The organism is Mixta sp. Marseille-Q2659 (assembly GCF_940807255.1).
In the GTDB taxonomy this organism is placed as follows: Bacteria; Pseudomonadota; Gammaproteobacteria; order Enterobacterales; family Enterobacteriaceae; genus Mixta.
On record NZ_CALNWY010000002.1, the window covers coordinates 85490 to 104828 of the forward strand.

The following is a 19339-nucleotide window of genomic DNA, read 5'->3' on the forward strand; positions in this document are numbered from 1 at the left end:
AAACCCGCTTTTGCCGCACTTTTGCTGGCGCTGCCAGGCCTCCCTTCTCTCGCTTTAGCCGCTACCGATGCGGCGGAAAAGCCCACCGCAGAAAAACAGATGGTGGTCAACGCTACTACCGCAGCTGATACTAACCAGGCGGGCGCAGGCTTTGTGACCTCTGAGCTGGATGTCGGACCGCTGGGCAATAAAAGCTGGGTGGATACGCCTTACTCCAGCAACACCGTAACGCAGGCGATGATTCAGAATCAGCAGGCGAAAAGCGTCAGCGAGCTGCTGAAATATGCGCCCGATACGCAGATGCAGGCGCGCGGCGGCATGGATGTCGGTCGTCCGCAGAGCCGCGGTATGCAGGGCAGCGTGGTGGCGAACAGCCGCCTCGACGGGCTGAACATTGTCTCCACCACCGCCTTTCCGGTAGAGATGCTGGAGCGGCTGGACGTGCTTAACAGCCTGACCGGCGCGCTTTACGGCCCCGCCAGTCCCGCCGGACAGTTTAATTTTGTCGCCAAACGCCCGACCGCGCAGCCGCTGCACCGCGTTACGCTCGGCTATCAAAGCCGCAACGCGTACAGCGGTCATCTTGATTTGGGCGGGCCGCTCGATAAGGACAACCGCTTCGGCTATCGCCTTAATTTGCTGGATGAAGAGGGCGAAGGCAGCGTTGACGACAGCACGCTGCGGCGCAAACTGGTTTCGCTGGCCCTCGACTGGGATATCCAGCCTGGCACCCAGCTTCAGCTGAACGCCAGCCACTATGAATTTTTGCAGAAAGGCTACGCGGGCGGCTTCAGCTATGGCCCTGGCATCAAACTGCCTGCCGCGCCCAATGCCAAAAATAAAAATTTCGCGCTACCGACGGCGGGCAACGATCTCACGACCGATACGCTCAGCACCCGCCTGATTCACTATTTTAATCAGGACTGGTCGCTGACCGCGGGCGTCGGCTGGCAGCAGGCGGATCGCGCCATGCGTTCGCTCTCCAATAAGCTGGTGGACAATGACGGCACGCTTAATCGTTCGATTAGCGATGCCAGCGCCGCCGGTCGTTTCCGCGTGCTGAGCAACAGCCTGGCACTGAACGGCCATCTCGATACCGGCAGCATCGGCCACGATTTGGCGCTTGCCACCAGCGGCTACGTCTGGTCAATCTACGGTGCTAAAGGCAGCAATACGCCTTATCAACTCGGCACCACCTCGATTTATCATCCTTCCGCGCTGGCAGAGCCGGGCAACGGCACCATCAATAAACATGGCGCGCGCTATAAATCGAGCGTGAACACCCAGCAAAGCATTACCCTCGGCGATACGGTGACCTTTAATCCGCAGTGGTCGGCGATGTTTTATCTGAGCCAGAGCTGGCTGGAAACGCAGAGCTTCGATAAGCAGCATCACAAAACCAGTCAGGTCAATGAAAACGGCCTCAGCCCGAACGTGGCGCTGATGTATCACATTACGCCGACGCTGATGACCTGGATCAGCTACGCCGACTCGCTGGAACAGGGCGGCACTGCGCCCACCGAGGATTATGTGAAAAATGCCGGTCAGACGCTCGATCCTTACCGCAGCAAACAGTATGAACTGGGCCTGAAAGCGGATTTAGGCGCGATGAATCTTGGCGCGGCGCTGTTCCGTCTGAAACGCCCGTTCGCCTGGCTCGATCCCCGTGACAATGTCTATAAAGAAGAAGGCGATCAGGTTAACAACGGCCTGGAGCTGACGGCTACCGGCAACCTCTGGCAGGGGCTGAATATCTACGGCGGCGTCACCTTCCTCGATCCGCAGCTGAAAAATACGCAGTATCAGAGTACACGCGACAAGCGCGTGGTCGGCGTGCCGAAAACGCAGGCGAATCTGCTGATGGAATATAACCTGCCGTCGATGCCGCAGCTGGTTTACAGCGCCAACGTGCATTACACCGGCCGCCGCGCCGCCAATGACACTAATACCAGCTGGGCCGACAGCTATACCACGCTGGATTTAGGCGCGCGCTACAGTACCAAAATCGATCGGCTGCCGACTACCTTCCGCATCGCCGTCAATAACGTCACCAATGAACATTACTGGGCGTCGATTTTCGCTACCGATACCGATGGTAACGAAGGCGCATCCAGCGCGTTTCCAGGCGCGGGACGCGAAGTCCGCGCTTCCGTCACCTTTGACTTCTGACCGGAGCGGCGCGCGATGGCCGCGCGCCGGAATCTTATGAAACTCAAACGATCTTCTGCCCTGCTGGCCTGGCTACTGCTGCCAGCGCTGGCTTTCGCCGCGCCTGCGCATCGCGATATTCGCGTCGCCACGCCGTGGCCGGCGCAAAATACCATTATCGCCATGCTCGGCTACGGCCAGAATATTGTCGGCACCTCGGCAATCGCTAAACGCATTCCGCTGTTCCGCCAGGTTTATCCGGCCATTGATAAGGTGCCGGTGATTAGCGTGACCAGCGGCCATGAAATCAACCCTGAACAGGTCATCGCGTTGCGCACCCAGCTGCTGTTTCTGCCGCAAACCATGACGGTGCCGGAGCCGGAAGTGTTGCAGCAGGCGGGCGTCAAAACGCTGGCGCTGCAGGCAAATGCCATGCAGGCCCTGCGCGATCGCGTCACGCTGACCGGCAAAGCGCTCGGGCCCGATGCAGAACAGGTTGCCGATCGCTATCAGCGCTATTTTCAGCATAACGTGGAACTCGTGCAGGCGCGGCTAAAGGATCTGCCCGTTGAGCAGCGGCTGCGGGTTTATCACAGTATGGGCAACGCCCTGACGACTACCGGCCGCCCTTCGCTGAATCAGGACTGGATGGATCTGGCGGGCGCCCGCAACGTGGCGGCGGACTGGTTTCGCGGTCATAAAAACAGCGCGGGCGAAGTGCCGCTGGAGAAAGTGGCGCAGGCTAATCCCGATGTGATTGTGGCGATGAATAAGCGTGATGCCGATCTGATACTTCATTCCGCGCAGTGGCAGGGCATCGCCGCCGTGCAGCATCACCGGGTTTATGTGAATCCAAAAGGAATGTTCTGGTGGTGCCGCGAGACCAGTGAGGAAGCGCTGCAATTTCTGTGGCTGGCGAAAACGCTCTATCCGCAGCGCTTTCAGGATATTGATATGACGCAGGAGACGCGGCGTTTTTACCACGACTTTTTCGGCATTACCTTAAGCGATAAGCAGGTACGGGATATTTTGTCGCCAGAGTAAATCAGATAAGCGCGAACGGCAGAGCGAATATTCATTGATGATAGGGAATTGCCCCGCAAATTACGTTCTTCACAGCACCAAAATAAGCGGTTCGTAAACGCGGCAGGGCTTAGGCGACATCGTATTCAATGCTCTTATTGCGTCTACGTTGATCGCCTTTTGCGGCAGGCGCTGTTAACGCCTGCCGTCATCTTTCAGGCGCCAGAATTATGCGCCTTTATGGGTATTTACCACCTGACCGATGCCCTGACCCTGCAGCTCTTCCTGCGGATCGGCAAAGAAATCGATGTTGAAATAAGTATCGTCCGTCAGCACCTCCACATGGTGCCAGTACTGCGGCGGGCTGATGCCAAAATGTCCGGCCTCAATCACCACTTCGATTTCCGGCGTTTCATCATGCTCGTTGGCGAAACCGTAATATTTCACTGCGCCCTGCATCACGGAAAGGCGACCGTAAACGCCTTTTTTGGTGTTGTGATGGGTCAGCAGCGCGCGCGGCACGCTCTCTTTATCCCAGAACGGCGTGGAGCGGGTATGAACGAAGTGTTTAGGAATTTGATGAGCCATGGTGATGTCCTCTCAGGATTTTATTTACGCTGAATATTGCAACCTCTGTGCCATCTTTTTTAATTACCTAAATTCAATAGGTTAAGCTTTTCAGCGCCGCGTTTAATTGTTAAAAAGACGCGGTTAAAAATAGTCTTTTTGACAATGCATTGTGGCAGTGACACGATGCGCCGACAGAGTAAAGCTTATACCGTTCCCGGCGCGTCCTCTGCGCCTTTTACTGTCGGCCTGCTGAACTTCTGGTAAACTGGCCGCCGCAAACCCGCCTGATTAGAGATTTTCCCGTGACTGCTTTTTCCACCCTGACGCAACTGCCCGCCAGCCAGCTCGATAACCTGCGCGAAATGGGCTTCGACGCCATGACGCCCATCCAGGCCGCCGCCCTGCCCGCTATTCTTGAGGGACGCGACGTGCGCGCCCAGGCAAAAACCGGTAGCGGCAAAACCGCTGCGTTTGGGTTAGGCATCCTGCAACATATTGATACCGCACAATATCAGACACAGTCGCTGGTGCTGTGTCCCACGCGTGAACTGGCCGAGCAGGTCAGCAACGAGCTGCGTCGCCTGGCGCGCTTTACCCGCAATATTAAAATTTTGACGCTGTGCGGCGGCCAGCCGATTGCCGCTCAGCGCGATTCGCTGGTGCATGCGCCGCACATTGTGGTCGGTACGCCGGGCCGTATTCTCGATCACCTGAAGCGCGAAACGCTGGATCTTTCGCAGCTGCGTTCGCTGGTGCTGGATGAGGCCGATCGGATGCTGGAAATGGGCTTCCTGGAAGATATGGAAGTGATTGTCAGCAAGACGCCGCCGCAGCGTCAGACGCTGCTGTTCTCCGCCACCTGGCCGCACGGCATTATCGCTATCAGCAAGCGTTTTCAGCGTGACGCGCTCTCTATCGCCACCGAAGATGTCACTGAACTGCCAACCATCGAGCAATATTTTTATGAGGCGAGCAGCCGCGAGAAGTTACCGCTGCTGATTGCCCTGCTCAGCCAGCAGCAGCCCGCCTCCTGCGTGGTTTTCTGTAATACCAAACGCGAATGCGATGACATCGCCGCCGCGCTGGAAAACAGCAATATCAGCGCGCTGGCGCTGCATGGCGATCTGGAACAGCGCGACCGCGATCGGGTGTTGATTCGCTTTGCCAACGGTAGCTGCCGCGTGCTGGTGGCGACCGATGTTGCCGCGCGTGGGCTGGATATTAAGGCGCTGGCGATGGTGGTGAACTATCAGCTCTCTTTCGATCCGGAAGTGCATGTGCATCGCATTGGCCGTACCGCGCGCGCCGGTGAAGAAGGCACGGCGGTCAGCTTTGTCGCGCCGGATGAGATGGTACGCGCCCACGCGCTGGAAGATTATCTGCAACAGCCGCTGAACTGGGTGGCAACAACGGCACTGAAAAATCAGCCGCAGCAGGCGCTACCCGCCGCGATGATGACGCTCTGTATTGATGGTGGCCGTAAGGCGAAAATCCGTCCGGGCGATATTCTCGGCGCGCTGACCGGCGAAGCGGGCTTCAGTGCCGAGCTGATCGGCAAAATCGATCTGACGCCGACGCACGCCTATGTCGCCATCGCCGCCGACCAGGCGAAAGCAGCGCTGATTAAGCTCAAACAGGGCAAAATCAAAGGCAAAACCTGCCGCGCTATTCTGCTGAAATAGGTTTTCCGCTTACGGGCCGCCTGCCAGCAGGCGCGCCCGCTTTTCACGCTACGTCGGTACGATCGCCACCCTCGCCAGATACCAGCCATCGCACTGGCCGCCCCACTGATAATGCTCTGCGTTCTCTTTAGCAATCATGGTCATTTCCTGAAGTTATCCTTTTGCATCCCGATAGCAAAGCGGCGGCGATACGATTAAGCTGGCTTATCGATCACCCTCAATAAGGAAGCAGAATGGGCATTGCTGAACGAAAAAATTATCCGCAGCTGGGCGAGGTAAAAGGCCCGTATGTTCATGCGGTGCGGCATGGCGAAACGCTCTATATCTCCGGTTTAACCGCTTTCGGCAGCGCGGCGCAGCAGGCCGGGATTGCCGACCAGGCGGAGGAAATTTTCCGTCAGCTTCATCTGATTGCCGATGCTGAAGGCACCTCGCTGCATGCGCTGCTGAAAGTGACCATTTTTGTCACTGCGCTGGATGGGATCGATCGGCTGCGGGAAGTGCTGTATCGCAATTTTGGCGATCATCTGCCTGCCAGTTCGCTGGTGCAGGTGAGCCAGCTGTTCTCGCCCGATCTTAACGTAGAAATAGAAGCAATTCTGGCGCTGAATCACTAAAAGGTTCAGAACAGACCGGGCTGCTGACCCGTACAGGATCATGGCCCGGCACAGCGTTAGTTCACATCTGTTTCAGGCAGCGCGGTCTGTAACCGCTTAAACAACGCTTCGTCTGCCGCGCTCCACATCTCGCCCTTTCCTTTTAGCAGCTCGCGTAACAACGTTGACCATTGGCCAATGCGAACCAGCTCCTCAGAGGAAAAAACGGACGACGTCTTATCTGCTACAACAGCCATAAACACCCTCATAAATCAATTTCAGAAGCCCGCCAAAGCAGAATGCTGGCGGTAAGCTATGTTAATTCAGCAGAATAAAAGTTTCGCGGCAAACCCAGTAAGGCAGAGCCTTTTCCAGATTTTCTTCAGCATCGCTGACGGCGACAATATACAGCGGCAAAGGCTTTCTTACGTCAGCCTGCTCTGAAAAAAGCCCTTTGTTACAAAGGAGTGGCGCCCGCGGCGCGGTTAACGTCTACGCTTTACAGAGGAGAAACCAGACCAGAAAGGGAGCCGTGTGAGCTATGGTTGTGAACAGTATCGTTTATCGCAATGGAGAGCGGGGAGAAGTCATTGACGCGGAGAAGATCGGTGAGGTGATGGATGAGCCGGATACCTTTATCTGGCTGGGTCTTTATCAACCCGATCCGCCGTTTATGAAAAAAATGCAGGAGCAGTTCGGCCTGCATGAGCTGGCGATAGAAGATGCCCTGACCGCCCACCAGCGTCCCAAAATTGAACAGTATGGCGATTCGCTGTTTATTGTGCTGAAAACGGCCCATCTGACCGAGGACGATCGCCTTGAGTTTGGCGAAACGCATTTCTTCGTTAATGAAAAATTTTTGATTACCGTCCGCCACGGCGCGTCGGACACCTATGCGCCGCTGCGACAGCGGGCGGAAGAGCGGTCGGAAATGCTCAGTAAAGGCGTCGGCTTTCCCCTTTACTGCCTCTTCGATTTTATCGTGGATAACTACAGCAATATTACCGCCGCGCTCGGCGAGCGGATTAATGAGCTGGAGCGTGCGATGTTCCGCACCGAGTTTGATCGCCAGGCGGTGCAGAAGGTCTATACCCTGCGTCGGCAGTTGCTGTCGCTGCGCAATGCGGCGATGCCGGTGGACGAAATCTGTAATCAGCTGATCCGCCTGCATGAAAACATTATTCCCAAGCCGCTACGTGCCTATATTCGCGACGTGCAGGATCATGCGCATCACGTCGTGACCGACGCGGACGATATGCGTGAAATTCTCACCAACGCCATGCACGTCAACCTGGCGCTGGTCACCGTTCAGCAAAACGAAGTCGTGAAAAAGTTGGCGGGCTGGGGGGCGATTCTGGTGATCCCGACGGTGATTTTTAGCATGTACGGCATGAACTTTGAAAGTATGCCGGAAATCCATTCCCCTTACGGCTATCCCATCTCCATCGGCGGCACGCTGCTGATCTGCGCGGCGCTCTACTGGCGACTGAAACGCGCCGGCTGGGTGTAATCGACTAATGCGTGCGGCTGGCTCCCAATCGGTACGGCGAGCGAAAGCGCTCGGTTCTCCTGTCAGAATTGAAAGCGCACGCTGAATGGCCTGAAAAAAAGAGGATGGCCCCGGCCATCCTCTTGTCGCTTAGTCGCCCTGGCCCGCCGGCATCTGCTCCGGCAGCTTCAGCAGCTCACGTTCTTCCTTCACGTTTTCTACCGGCACCGCCGACGCCGCGTTGCCCCAGCTATTGCGGATATAGGTCGAGACCGCCGCCACCTGCTCATCCGACAGCTTCCAGGCGAAAGAAGGCATCGCGCCGCTGGTCGGGTTGGCATGCGTTACGGCGCCGCGTCCGCCCTGCAGCACGGTGGTAATAATGGACGAGGCGTCCTCCGCCATCAGGCCAGGGTTATCCGCCAGGCTGGCGGCAATGCCCGGAATGCCTTTGCCGTCGCTGTTATGGCAGGCGTCGCAGTTAGCGGAATAAACGTTAGCGCCCATCTTCATCTGCGCATTCTCCGCCGTCAGCGGCTGCGGCGCTTTTGTCGGCGAAGCGGGCTGGGCCTTCAGATACACCGCAATCGCGCGCAGATCCTCATCCGACAGATACTGCGTCGAGTTGGTCACCGCTTCGGCCATCGGGCCGGAGGCCACGGCAACATGGTTGCTGCCGACCTTCAGGTAATCGACAATCTGCGCTTCGCTCCAGCGACCGATGCCGGTGTAGCTATTGCTGGTGATATCCGGCGCGTGCCATTCGCCCAGGTTGCTGCCCTGCAAATAAGCGTCCCGATCGCCGCCAAGGATATTTTTCGGCGTATGGCAGGCGCCGCAGTGTTCCAGCCCTTCCACCAGATAAGCGCCCCGGTTCCATTCGGCTGACTTGCTCATATCAGGCCTGAACGGGCTGTTGCTGAAGAACAGCAGGTTCCAGCCCATCATCGCCAGACGAATGTTATAGGGAAAGCCGAGATCGGTTTCCGGCACCTTGTTATGTACCGGCTGCACTGAACGCATATAGAGCCACAGGTCGTGCATATCCTTATCGCTGACCTTCACGTAGGCGTTATAAGGCATGGCCGGATAGAGGTTTTCACCCTCTTTGCCCTTGCCGTGACGCACCGCGCGATAAAAGTCGCGTTCGGTCCAGTTGCCGATGCCGGTTTCCGCATCCGGCGTAATGTTGCTGGCAAAGATGCCGCCAAACGGCGTGCTGATGGAATAGCCGCCGGAGAACGCCGTTTTGCTGCCCGGCGCGGTATGACAGGCCACGCAGTCGCCCGCGATAGCGATATAGCGGCCACGCGCTACCGCGTCCGCATCCTCTGGCGCCGGCGGCTGCTTCATCAGGATCTGATTATCCGCCACGTCATCCGCCGAAGCGTCGCCGTTTTGCCACAACAGTCCCACGGCGACGGCCGCCGCCAGCACCGCAATCCCGCCGATAATGTTAAGCTTCTTCATATCACACCTCTACCAGCGGGCCGGGGTTTTTGAGATATTTTTCAATGATCGCTTTTGCCGTCCACAGGCTCAGCGCGCCAATGGTGCCGGTCGGGTTGTAGCCCGCATTGTTTGGGAAAGAGGAGGCGCCCAGCACAAACAGGTTGTGCATATCCCAGCTCTGTTGATAACGGTTCAGCACGCTGGTTTTTGGATCGGTGCCCATCACCGCGCCGCCGTTGGTGTGATCGCTGGCGAAGTTATACGGTGAATAGTGGCCGGAAGCGGAATTGGTGCCATAAACCAGTTTCGCGCCCATCGCCTTGCCGATTTCCACGCTTTTCTCTTGGATAAACTTCGCCGAGCGGCGATCGTTTTCGTTGTAGTCGTAGGTCAGGCGCAATAGCGGCAGGCCGTAATCGTCGGTGTATTCCGGGTCGAGATCGAGGTAGTGATCCTGATGCGCAAAGCTGGTGCCCTGACCGAAAATGAAAGTCGCGTTCTGGAAAGCATGGGTATAGGCTTTTTTCCACTCTTTGCCCCAGCGCGGCGTGCCCGGCGGCAGCGTATCGGCGTTGCCGATCGGACGCGCACCGCGTGCCACCACCAGAATCCCGGCGCCACCGATAAAGCCCAGGCCGGTATGGTCAAAGTTGTCGCCATTGAAATCATCAATCTGCTGCGACAGCGCGCCCGCGCCGATGTACTGGTTCAGATATTCGTTTTCGAAAAACAGGCTGGCGCCGGAGACGGTCTGGAAGTTATAGGCACGTCCGACAACGCCGGTTTTGGTCACCGGATCGTAGGGTTTGCCGATTTTTGACAGCAGCAGCAGACGCACGTTCTGCATCTGGAAAGCGGAAAGGATGACGATGTCCGCCGGCTGCTCCCACTCTTGCTTGTTGCGATCGATATAGGTCACGCCGGTCACGGTTTTGCCGTCATCCGCTTTGTTGACCCGCACCACCGCCGACTCGGTGAGAACAGTAAAGTTTTCACGCTGCATCAGCGCCGGGATCACACAGGCGTTCGGGCTGGATTTGGAGAAGTTGCCGCAACCGTAATAGAGGCAGTAGCCACAGTAGGTACATGGCCCCATGCGCACGCCGAGCGGATTAACGTAAGCGCGCGAAGCGTGACCGGCAGGCACCATAAACGGATGATAGCCAAGGCTTTTTGTCGCATCGTGGAAAATATCGGTCAGACGCAGGCTTTCCAGCGGCGGCAGCGGATATTCGCTGCTGCGATTGCCTTCAAAGGGGTTGCCGCCCGGCTGAATCTCGCCGTTAAGTTTGCCCGCTTTGCCCGATACGCCCGCGATTTTCTCAAAGCGATCGTAGAACGGCTCCAGCTCATCGTAGATGACGCCCCAGTCCTGCAGGATCAGGCCATCGGCGATCTGCTGTTTGCCGTAACGCTCGATAGTTTGCGTATAAGGCTGGAAATCAAACGGCGTGAAGCGCCAGGCCATGCCCGCCCAGTGCGTACCGGAGCCGCCGACGTTATAACCCATCTCATTCAGGTTCCAGTCACGGCTCGGCAACGCTTTTTGCGTGCTGTTATTGCGGAACGTGGTGGTTTCCACGGCGGGCGGAAGCAGCATACTGCGACGCGTATCCCAGCGCAGCTCATCGGTATCGATGGAGGGAGGGAAATCGGTGGCGGTTTCAAACCAGGGGCCGCGCTCAATGGCAACGACATTCAGACCAGCGCGCGTTAGCTCTTCGGCAATCAGCGATCCGCACCAGCCAAGGCCGACGATAACGACGTCAGCTTTTGGACGACTATTTTTCATTATTTTCAGAACTCATCAATGCTTTGCTTCAGGCCTGCTTACAGGGTGTTGTCAATCAGGCTGGTAGGAATGATATTCAGCTTCTGGCCTTTCTTACTCAGCACGTCGCGGAAGTCATAACGGGCACCGGGGAAGCCCAGCATTTTCCAGCTGGTCATATCTTTATTGCCGCCATAAATGGGATCGGCGAGGAACCCTTCGCGCACGTTTTGCAGCATCAGTTCAAAGAAAGGTTTGGTTTCGACATCGGCGCCGAGGTTCAGCTGGTTCGCTTCCATTGCCGTCAACAGCGTGACCTGCTGAGCGTTAGTCAGATCGATAAAGTTTTTACCAAACTGCTTCTGCGTGTAAGCATCCAGCGCCGTCAGCCCCTGCCGATAGCGCTCGGCTGGTGTTAAAGGCGACTGCGGGCCCTGCTCCGGCGTGCCTTTAATAAAGCGGCCCCGGCGGTAAAGGGTGGTGGCGCGACCGTAATCGCTCGCCAGCTGACGATCGATAAAGGTGGCGCATCCGGCCTCTTTCCCGCTGATGCTCAGCTCGTCCGCTGGAATGAAAATTTCCGCGATGGTGCCGACGGTGGCGAATTCATGAGGAGTAAAAAACTGCAGGCCGCCTTTAACTTCCTGCGCGCTGGCGACAGGCAGCGCGGAAGTCACGCTGAGAGCAGCGATAGATGAGAGGAATTCCCTACGCTTCATAGATATGCCCTGTTATTGCAAAAAAACTTGCCGTTATAAATAAAAACAATCTTTGGAATGCTGCGGTCTTATTTAATTAAACGATGTCAGAGAGTCAGACAGAAAATAACCAGATAATTTTTGAGTGTAGATTAAAAAATGCAGCGCTCAGAAAAATCTTCCGCCAAAGCGGAAAGGGAGTATTGCCAAATACAAGCTCGGCAGAGATCAATTTTTAATTTGCGGATTTCCGGCGCAATAATGATCTCCTGTACATTTTTATCTCAGCCCGCCTGTGGCAAGGCTTAATTAGCGATAATTAACGGCCCGCATTTATTGATGTTATTAAGTCGTTAATCATAAGCGGAGCGATATTAACTATTCAGCTACTTTTTTTAAACATTGTGCTTGATGGTTTTCCATCAAGGTTAATTTAACGACAAAACCGGGTTATCCATGCATCAATGTTGATTGATAAGCTATTCTGAACAATAGAATACGCCTTCTGCGACGCTGAAAATCCTCTGGTTGGGCTGCGCTCATTTACCCACCGTTAACATAATGCAAACATCGCCAGGCCGCTTAAAAAATAACATCATCCTGAATTTACGTTATTTAATGCGCCGCACATTACCCTTCTCTTCTCCCATCGATAGATTTAAAACGTTGAAAAGCAATCAACTGTTACAAAATCGCTAAAGTAAACGCTGTATTTGCCTTTATTTGAGGCAGACAAGGCGGAGTAATTCAGGTAAATAAAATCGCGCATAAATAGCGAGCGGGATTTATTTGCTTTTAAGTTAAGCCACGCTTTTCGTTTGCTATGATTATTTGCCGGGCGACGATGATAACTATTTTCCACGCTGGCTGTTTATTTCCGCCATGGCGACAAAGAAATAAGCATTAAACGGGCTGGCCTCGCGCTGGGATGCCGCATTTTTTATTTGTACTGACTGGAGCGATAATGAAACGGTTCACCCTTGAGACGCTGGCAAAAATGGCAGGTGTTGGCATTGCAACCGTTGACCGGGTATTAAATGAGCGCGGCGGCGTCTCGCCACAAACCACCAGAAAAGTATTACAGGCAGCCCGCGCCGTAGGCCTGAAACGTGTATTGCCGCAGGAGTATCAGCATCCGTGGCAAATTGAAGTTTTACTGAGCAGCAATGACGCCTGGTTTTTTAAGAAGCTGGCGCAGGATTTTATTGATGTCGCCAATGGCCTGGGCTATCGCCGTATTACCCTGCACCGCACCTTTATGTCGGAATCCCACCCGCAGAAGCTGGCGCAGCATATTATTGAATGCAGCGAAAAACGCGACGGCATTATTGTTTTCGCCCATGACGATCCGGCGCTTTATGACGCGCTGGCGGTCTGCAAGGCGCGCAACGTGCCGGTCATTACCATTGTGACCGATCTCCCCGGCGCCGAGCGGTTATGCCACGTCGGCATTAATCAGCAGCAGGCCGGACGCACAGCTGGATTGCTGATGAAAAAGGCCGCCAGCCAGCCCGGAGAGGTTTTAACTATCAGTGGGCGTTTTGATTATCGCGCGCACTGGGAGCGGGTGGCGGGCTTTCGCGAAGTGCTACAGCAGCGCGCGCCCTGGCTAATATTGCGCGAGGTGCTGGCGGGCCAGGATCAGCGCGATACCATTCGCCGCCTGCTGGAAGAGAACCTTGCCCGCTGCAGCAATCTGGTCGGCATTTATAACACCGGCGTAGGTAACGCGGCGATTAGCGAGGCGCTGGCGCGTCATCGGCTGGCTGGTAAATGTCTTTATATTACCCATGAGCTGTACAGCACCACGCGCCGACTGCTGGAAGAAGACGCGGTCTCTTTTACGCTCGATCAAAACGCGCAACAGCACGCACAGCTGGCTACGCAGATTATGCTGAACTATCTGGAAACCGGCCACCAGCCGGAAGCGTATCAGGATGGTAAGGTAGAGCTGAAAATTATTACAGCGGAAAACCTCTGCTAACGTGCTTAGTGCGCGCTCACTGATTCGCGTACCACCAATGAGCCAACAAGCGCAGCCTGGCCCGGCTCGGCAACGTCAAGGATCCTTGCCACCGCGCGCTGGATCATCTGCTCAATCGGCGTATCCAGCGTGGTCAGGGTGGGCGAAAAGAAGTGGCCGATTTTGGCGTTATCAAATCCGGCGACGGAAATATCCTGCGGCACCGCCAGCCCGCGCTCTTTTAACGCTTTGATCGCGCCCAACGCCATATCGTCATTCGCAGCCAGAATGGCGGTGAACGCGGCTCCGCTATCCAACAACGCCTGCGCCGCCTGATAGCCGCTTTCCATACTCCAGTTCCCCTGCGCTATTAACGCGTCAATATCCGCGCATCCGCTGGCCGTCAGTTTATCCTGCCAGGCCTGTTGGCGCGCCGTGTTGCTGGGGGACGGCATTTTACCGCGAATATAGGCGATGCGGCGGTGTCCCTGGCTGAGCAGGTAATCCATCATGATTTCGCCGCCGCGATAGTGATCGATGAAGATATTGCGGTCAGGGCGAACCGTGAGTTTCTGGTTAAGGATCATCACCGGCACCGGGCTGTCATGGATGATGCTCTCCAGCTGCGCCTGGCTGGTGTGGCGGGCGTAAACCATAATGCCCGCGCATTTCATCCGCACCAGAAAATCGATGGCGTTGATCTCCTCTTCGGCGGAGTTTTTACCGTCGGCAAAGATCAGCCGGTGATCGTGCTGTTCGCAGAATTTTGCGGCGTTATAGACCAGCGTAGAGAAAAAAGGGCCATTGTAGACTTCGTTGGTCATCACCAGCCCGATCATGCTGCTTTTTTTGGTAGCCAGCTGCTGCGCCAGCAGATTAGGACGATAGCCCGTTTCGGCGATCGCTTTGTAGACCAGCGCCCTGACCTCTTCCCTGACGACGTTTTTACCATTCAGTACGCGCGATACCGTGGACTTCGACACCCCGGCACAGCGCGCAACGTCAAGCATTGTAACCATTACAGCCTCGCTTACGGACAACCTTATCGGACACTCTCCCAGACAAGGGAGCGGCGAAAACGGCGCCAGTATATCGTAAAGATTACCGGCGATAGTAAGGTTATCCGGCATCGGCGTCCGCTTTAACCGCCGGACGCCGCACCGATCGCGGATGCTTAGCTGACCGCCATCACCGGCGCGCCGGAGGCAACCGGCCCGTTAACAATATATTTAGTCATCTGGTAATCGTCGCTGTTGATGACCAGAAACGGCGTGGTGATGTCATAACCGGAAGCGATCACCGCCTGACGCTGAAATTTGATTAGCGGCGTTCCCGCCGTCACCTTATCGCCCACCTTCACCAGCGTAGAGAAGTGCTGGCCGCCGAGTTTTACCGTATCCAGCCCAACGTGGATCAGCAGCTCCGCGCCGTTAGCGCACAGCAGACCGACGGCGTGATGGCTCTCCACCGTCGTCGCCACTTCCGCATCGCAGGGCGCGACGATCACGTCACCTTCAGGAACGATGGCGATGCCATCGCCCAGTAGCCCACCGGCAAAGGTTTCATCGCTCACGTTAGCCAGCGGCAGCGCGTTGCCCGCCACCGGGCTCATCAGCGTTAAGGCCGGAACGCCTTTTTCTACCGTGGTGGATGCTGAAGCAGCGCTTGATAAAGCAGCAACGGATGACAGCGTTGACGACGGCGCGGCGGAGCTTGACGGAGGAACGGAGCCCGCGGCGGATGGGCCTGAAGCGTCACCGCCCTGCTGCTCGCCCGCTGGCTCTTTAAAGCCCACCAGGAAAACCAGCGCAAACGTCACTACCAGCGTCACCGCTACGCCCGTGACTTCGCCAATAAACGACATCGGATTTTCCGGGCTGATGGCGTTCACAATGGTCAGCAATCCCGGCAAACCGGCATAGGCGTAGTAGTAACTGCCAAACAGGCTGGTGACGATCGCGCCCACCGCGCCGCCGATACAGCCGCAAATAAAGGGCTTTTTCAGCTTTAAGGTGACGCCATAAATAGCGGGTTCGGTGATGCCGAAAACGCCGGTCAGGCCAGCCGAATACGCCACGGTTTTAAAGCCGCGCTGCTTCGCTTTCAGCGCGCAGGCAAAGGCCGCCGCCATCTGCCCGACAACCGCCATGGTTTGAAAAGCCTGGAAGGAGTCGCGTCCGTGCAGATCGAAGTTCGCCATCACCACCGGCGTAATGCCCCAGTGAACGCCAAAAATCACGATAACCTGCCAGACGCCGCCAATCACCGCCGCCGCCAGCGCAGGCGCGGTTTCAAACAGCCAGTTGTAGCCCATCGCAATACCGTTCGCCAGACTGGAGGTCACCGGCCCAATCAGCACCAGCGTCAGCGGAACCATAATGATGGCGCAAATCAGCGGGGTAAAAAGCGGCGCGACGACCTGCGGCAACAGGCGTTCGACGGCGCGCTCCAGATAAGAGAGCCCCAGCACCAAAAACAGCGGCGGCAGTACCGATGAGGTATAGACGGTTTGCGCCAGCGGCAGGGAAAAGAAGGTAACGGCATCGCCTTTGGCAATCTGCGCGGCGATGACCGCCCATTCCGGGTTAATCAACGCACAGCAGCAGAACAGAGCAATAAACATATTGCATTTGAAAAATTTCGCGGCGGTCACGGCAATAAAGACCGGCAAGAAGGCGAAAGGCGTCCAGGAAATAAAGTTAAGCACGCTGAACGCGCCGGTTTGCTGAAACGACGGCAGGAAATAGTTAACGGTAATCAGGATCCCTTGCAGGATACCGGCTGCGGCCAGCACATAAATAATTGGCGCAAAGACGGCGGACATGGTGGCAATTACCGTATCCAGAAAACGCCGTTTTTCACCACCGCTCTGCAGCTTATCGGGATCGACAATGGCGGCAAGCGCCTCATAGACATCCGCCACGTGCGTGCCGATAACCACCTGAAACTGGCCGCCGCTCTGCACCACAGTAATCACGCCGGGCAGCTGTTTGACCTTCTCCATGGCGCCCGCAGGCACGCGCTTTAACACCAGCCGCAGGCGCGTGGCGCAGCGGGAGAAGCTAATCAGGTTCGTTTCGCCGCCGGTTTCCTTCAGGATGTCAGCAGCTAATTGCGAGTAATCTCTTATTTTTCCCATGGTAATTCCCTGCGGCTAAGTGATTGAAACCGGTTTCAGCGTAGCATCGGCAACTTGCGCTGCAACCGGTTTCAAAAGGAACTGTGCAACGTATCGCAGTTTTTATTGACCAGGGAAAATGCAGAAACGGGACTTATTTCATGCTGGCATAAATCGTGGTGACGTTATGTTTAAAGGCGGCTTCGTAGGTTGGTGCCGGCCCGTTTTCTTTACTTAATGCTTCAGGATAAAGCTCCCCGCCCGGCTCTGCGCCGCTCGCTGCCGCAATCTGCTTCACCAGACGAGAATCGGTTTGGTTCTCAATAAACCAGGTTTTGATCTTTTCTTGTTTTATTTGCTGAATCAGGCTGCTAACCGTGCTGGCGCTGGCTTCCGACTCGGTAGAGAAGCCCAACGGCGCCAGAAAACGCACGCCATATTCAGCGCCGAAATAACCGAAGGCATCGTGGCTGGTCAGCACCTTACGCTTGCTCTGCGGCACGGCGGCAAAGGTCTCTTTCGCCCAGGCGTCCAGCTTTTCCAGCCGCTGAATATAGGCTTCGCCGCGCTGCTGAAATATTGCCTTATCCTCCGGGTCGGCGGCGATAAGCGCATTCATGACGTTTCGGGCATAGACCGCGCCGTTTTTCGCGCTGTTCCAGGCGTGCGGATCGGTAATGCGCTGCCCTTCTTCTTCCATGCTGCGCGTATTAACGCCCGTCGAGGCGGTAATCACCTGGCCTTTATAGCCGGACGCGGTTACCAGCCGATCCATCCAGCCCTCCAGGCCCAGCCCGCTGACAAACACTACATCAGCGTTATGCAGCGCCAGGCTATCTTTTGGCGAAGGCGAAAACGCATGCGGATCGCCGTCGCGCCCCACCAGCGAAGTAACGTTCACGCGATCGCCGCCCACCTGCTGCACAATATCGGCCAGCACCGAAAAGCTGGCTACCGCGTTGACGGTTTTCGCTAGCAGCGCGGGACTGACCATCAGCAGCGACAGCGCAGAACATTTCCACAGCACAGATTTCATTTTTCCTCACCTTTTACCTTGTTGTTAATAAAGCGAAATATTCCTTTTTCGGTGCCAAACAGCACCGAAAACAGAAAGATGATGCTGGCGGTCAGCACAATCGCCGGCCCGGCGGGCAGCGACTGATACCAGGACCAGCTCAGCCCGATCAGAGAGCTGGCCATACCGGTTAACACCACCAGCAATAAAATGACCGGCAGACGATTTGACCAGCAGCGCGCGGCGATAGCGGGCAGCATCATTAATCCGACCGTCATTAGCGTGCCGAGAATTTGAAAACCCGCGACCAGGTTCATCACCACCAGCGCCAGAAACAGCGCGTGGATCAGGCGAGGCGCGTGCCGGGCGCGGACTTTCAGAAAGGTCATATCGAAGGCTTCGGCGACAATCGCCCGGTAAGCCATCGCCAGCGTCAACAGCGTCAGGCTGGCGATAATGCCGATAAAGGTCAGCGCCTGGCGATCGACCGCCAGCAGCGAGCCAAACAGCAGATGCAGCAGATCCACGCCGCTGCCGCGCAGGGAAACCAGCGTCACGCCCAGCGCCAGCGATCCCAGATAGAAACCGGCAAAGCTGGAATCTTCGCGCAGCGTGGTAACCGAGCTGACCCAGCCCGCCAGCAGCGCCACCAGCAAACCGGCAATAAAGCCGCCTGCGCCCATCACCAGCAGCGACATGCCGGAAAGCAGATAGCCGATCGCCACGCCGGGCAACACCGCATGGGAAAGCGCATCGCCTATCAGACTCATGCGTCGCAGCAGCAGGAAGACGCCCAGCGGCGTGACGCTCAGCGATAAAGCGAGGCAGGCCACCAGCGAGCGGCGCATAAAGCCAAAGGCGGTAAACGCCTCAAAAATATGATGCGTCATCGCTTTTACTCCTGGCCGACCGCACAGCGGATCAAGGCGAGCGGCGGCGTCTGCCTGGCCGCCAGGATGTCGCCGGTTTTGCCCCAGTGATAGTGTCCGTCGTGCAAATAAAGCAGCTCAGGGAAATGGCTCTCCACCATCGGCTGGCTGTGCAGCACGGTAATGATGGTTTTGCCCTGCGCGTGCAGTTCGTCGATAACGTTCAGAAGGAGTGCGCTGGTCTGGCTGTCGATGCCGGTAAAGGGCTCGTCCAGCAGCATGACCTCTGCGTCCTGCACCAGCATGCGCGCAAACAGCATGCGCTGAAACTGGCCGCCGGAGAGTTCGCCGATGGCGCGGTTGGCAAGATCCGTCAGCCCAACCAGCGCCAGCGCGGCAGCAATGCGATTGCGCATCCGGCGGTTCAGGCCGCTGAACAGTCCGGTAGCAGGCCAGCTTCCCATTGCCGCCACGTCAATCACCCGCAACGGAAAATGATGATCGATGTCGCTCTGCTGCGGCAGCCAGGCAATCTGTTTCGCCTCTGCGGTTCTGTGCAGCGTGCCGCTTACGGCGGGCAGCAGTCCGGCGATGGTTTTCAGCAGCGTGGATTTGCCCGCGCCGTTAACGCCCATAATCGCCGTCAGGCTGCCGCGTGCAAATTGTCCGCTGAGCGGCTGCCCCAGCGCCTGCCCGCGATAGCCGATAACCAGCTTTTCCAGACCGATCATAAAATCGCTTCCGCCCAGTAAATGGCAAACCACAGCAGGCCCAACAACAGGGAGACAGAAAAAATGCGGGTGAGCGCAGACTGCGCCAGTAGCGTTAAGCCGGCACGTTCACCGGCAGAAAAAGATTCAGGCATAAATGACTCAATAACAGCGGCTTGATTTTTATATGTTATAACATAACAAAAGTTAACTGCAAGGATGAAGCGAGACGGGC

General features: G+C 56.4%; 17 protein-coding genes. 6 read left to right on the plus strand and 11 right to left on the minus strand.

All coding sequences use genetic code 11. The annotated features are described in order from the left end of the window. Nucleotides 1–99: 99 nt before the first annotated feature. Nucleotides 100–2169 (plus strand): TonB-dependent receptor, encoded by a 2070-nt coding sequence (locus tag P3C52_RS02280; protein WP_275553768.1) that lies wholly within the window; start codon nucleotides 100–102, stop codon nucleotides 2167–2169. Between the two features lie 36 nt (nucleotides 2170–2205). Then, on the plus strand, nucleotides 2206–3192 hold the full coding sequence (locus tag P3C52_RS02285) for an ABC transporter substrate-binding protein (RefSeq protein ID WP_275553608.1): 987 nt from the start codon (nucleotides 2206–2208) through the stop codon (nucleotides 3190–3192). A 207-nt stretch (nucleotides 3193–3399) separates the two neighbouring features. Here P3C52_RS02285 and P3C52_RS02290 read toward each other — a convergent pair whose 3' ends face one another. Continuing rightward, nucleotides 3400–3759, minus strand: a complete 360-nt coding sequence (locus P3C52_RS02290; RefSeq protein WP_275553609.1) for a DUF1971 domain-containing protein — start codon at nucleotides 3757–3759, stop codon at nucleotides 3400–3402. Nucleotides 3760–4043: 284 nt separating this feature from the next. Between P3C52_RS02290 and dbpA the strand changes: the two genes are divergently transcribed. After that, on the plus strand, nucleotides 4044–5423 hold the full coding sequence (dbpA, locus tag P3C52_RS02295; RefSeq protein WP_275553610.1) for an ATP-dependent RNA helicase DbpA: 1380 nt from the start codon (nucleotides 4044–4046) through the stop codon (nucleotides 5421–5423). Nucleotides 5424–5656: 233 nt separating this feature from the next. Continuing rightward, nucleotides 5657–6040 (plus strand): RidA family protein, encoded by a 384-nt coding sequence (locus P3C52_RS02300; protein ID WP_275553611.1) that lies wholly within the window; start codon nucleotides 5657–5659, stop codon nucleotides 6038–6040. A 56-nt stretch (nucleotides 6041–6096) separates the two neighbouring features. On the opposite strand, the gene P3C52_RS02305 is transcribed toward P3C52_RS02300, so the two are convergent. Next, on the minus strand, nucleotides 6097–6276 hold the full coding sequence (locus tag P3C52_RS02305; RefSeq protein WP_275553612.1) for a hypothetical protein: 180 nt from the start codon (nucleotides 6274–6276) through the stop codon (nucleotides 6097–6099). A gap of 284 nt (nucleotides 6277–6560) precedes the next feature. Between P3C52_RS02305 and corA the strand changes: the two genes are divergently transcribed. Then, nucleotides 6561–7529 carry a magnesium/cobalt transporter CorA gene (gene corA, locus P3C52_RS02310; RefSeq protein WP_275553613.1) on the plus strand — a complete coding sequence of 323 codons (969 nt, stop codon included), beginning with the start codon at nucleotides 6561–6563 and terminating at the stop codon, nucleotides 7527–7529. 129 nt (nucleotides 7530–7658) lie between these two features. Here corA and P3C52_RS02315 read toward each other — a convergent pair whose 3' ends face one another. Genes P3C52_RS02315 through P3C52_RS02325 form a run of 3 tightly spaced genes read right to left on the minus strand, consistent with a single transcriptional unit; the run spans nucleotide 7659 to nucleotide 11450 of the window. Next, entirely contained in the window at nucleotides 7659–8978 is a 1320-nt protein-coding gene (locus P3C52_RS02315) for a cytochrome c (protein ID WP_275553614.1), read from the minus strand. A gap of 1 nt (nucleotide 8979) precedes the next feature. Continuing rightward, nucleotides 8980–10752, minus strand: a complete 1773-nt coding sequence (locus tag P3C52_RS02320) for a GMC family oxidoreductase (RefSeq protein WP_275553615.1) — start codon at nucleotides 10750–10752, stop codon at nucleotides 8980–8982. A gap of 38 nt (nucleotides 10753–10790) precedes the next feature. Further along, a complete protein-coding gene (locus tag P3C52_RS02325) occupies nucleotides 10791–11450 on the minus strand; it encodes a gluconate 2-dehydrogenase subunit 3 family protein (protein ID WP_275553616.1) in 660 nt (219 codons plus the stop codon). Between the two features lie 943 nt (nucleotides 11451–12393). Here P3C52_RS02325 and P3C52_RS02330 point away from each other — a divergent pair. Beyond that, complete coding sequence (locus P3C52_RS02330; protein ID WP_275553617.1) at nucleotides 12394–13413, plus strand: LacI family DNA-binding transcriptional regulator; 1020 nt, start codon at nucleotides 12394–12396, stop codon at nucleotides 13411–13413. A 5-nt stretch (nucleotides 13414–13418) separates the two neighbouring features. On the opposite strand, the gene P3C52_RS02335 is transcribed toward P3C52_RS02330, so the two are convergent. The 6 genes from P3C52_RS02335 to P3C52_RS02360 form a co-directional block, all read right to left on the minus strand. Next, on the minus strand, nucleotides 13419–14411 hold the full coding sequence (locus P3C52_RS02335; protein ID WP_275553618.1) for a LacI family DNA-binding transcriptional regulator: 993 nt from the start codon (nucleotides 14409–14411) through the stop codon (nucleotides 13419–13421). A 155-nt stretch (nucleotides 14412–14566) separates the two neighbouring features. Next, the gene (locus tag P3C52_RS02340; RefSeq protein WP_275553619.1) at nucleotides 14567–16531 is read right to left on the minus strand and encodes a glucose PTS transporter subunit IIA; all 1965 of its coding nucleotides are present in this window, start codon (nucleotides 16529–16531) and stop codon (nucleotides 14567–14569) included. Nucleotides 16532–16664: 133 nt separating this feature from the next. Further along, nucleotides 16665–17546: a metal ABC transporter substrate-binding protein gene (locus tag P3C52_RS02345; protein WP_275553620.1), complete on the minus strand. Its 882-nt coding sequence runs from the start codon at nucleotides 17544–17546 to the stop codon at nucleotides 16665–16667. Beyond that, nucleotides 17543–18415: a metal ABC transporter permease gene (locus P3C52_RS02350; protein ID WP_275553621.1), complete on the minus strand. Its 873-nt coding sequence runs from the start codon at nucleotides 18413–18415 to the stop codon at nucleotides 17543–17545. Before P3C52_RS02350 ends, P3C52_RS02345 begins: the two co-directional genes overlap by 4 nt. A gap of 5 nt (nucleotides 18416–18420) precedes the next feature. Further along, complete coding sequence (locus tag P3C52_RS02355) at nucleotides 18421–19125, minus strand: ABC transporter ATP-binding protein (RefSeq protein WP_275553622.1); 705 nt, start codon at nucleotides 19123–19125, stop codon at nucleotides 18421–18423. After that, nucleotides 19122–19259, minus strand: a complete 138-nt coding sequence (locus P3C52_RS02360; protein ID WP_275553623.1) for a hypothetical protein — start codon at nucleotides 19257–19259, stop codon at nucleotides 19122–19124. The genes P3C52_RS02355 and P3C52_RS02360 overlap by 4 nt, the downstream gene beginning before the upstream one ends. Between the last annotated feature and the right edge of the window lie 80 nt (nucleotides 19260–19339).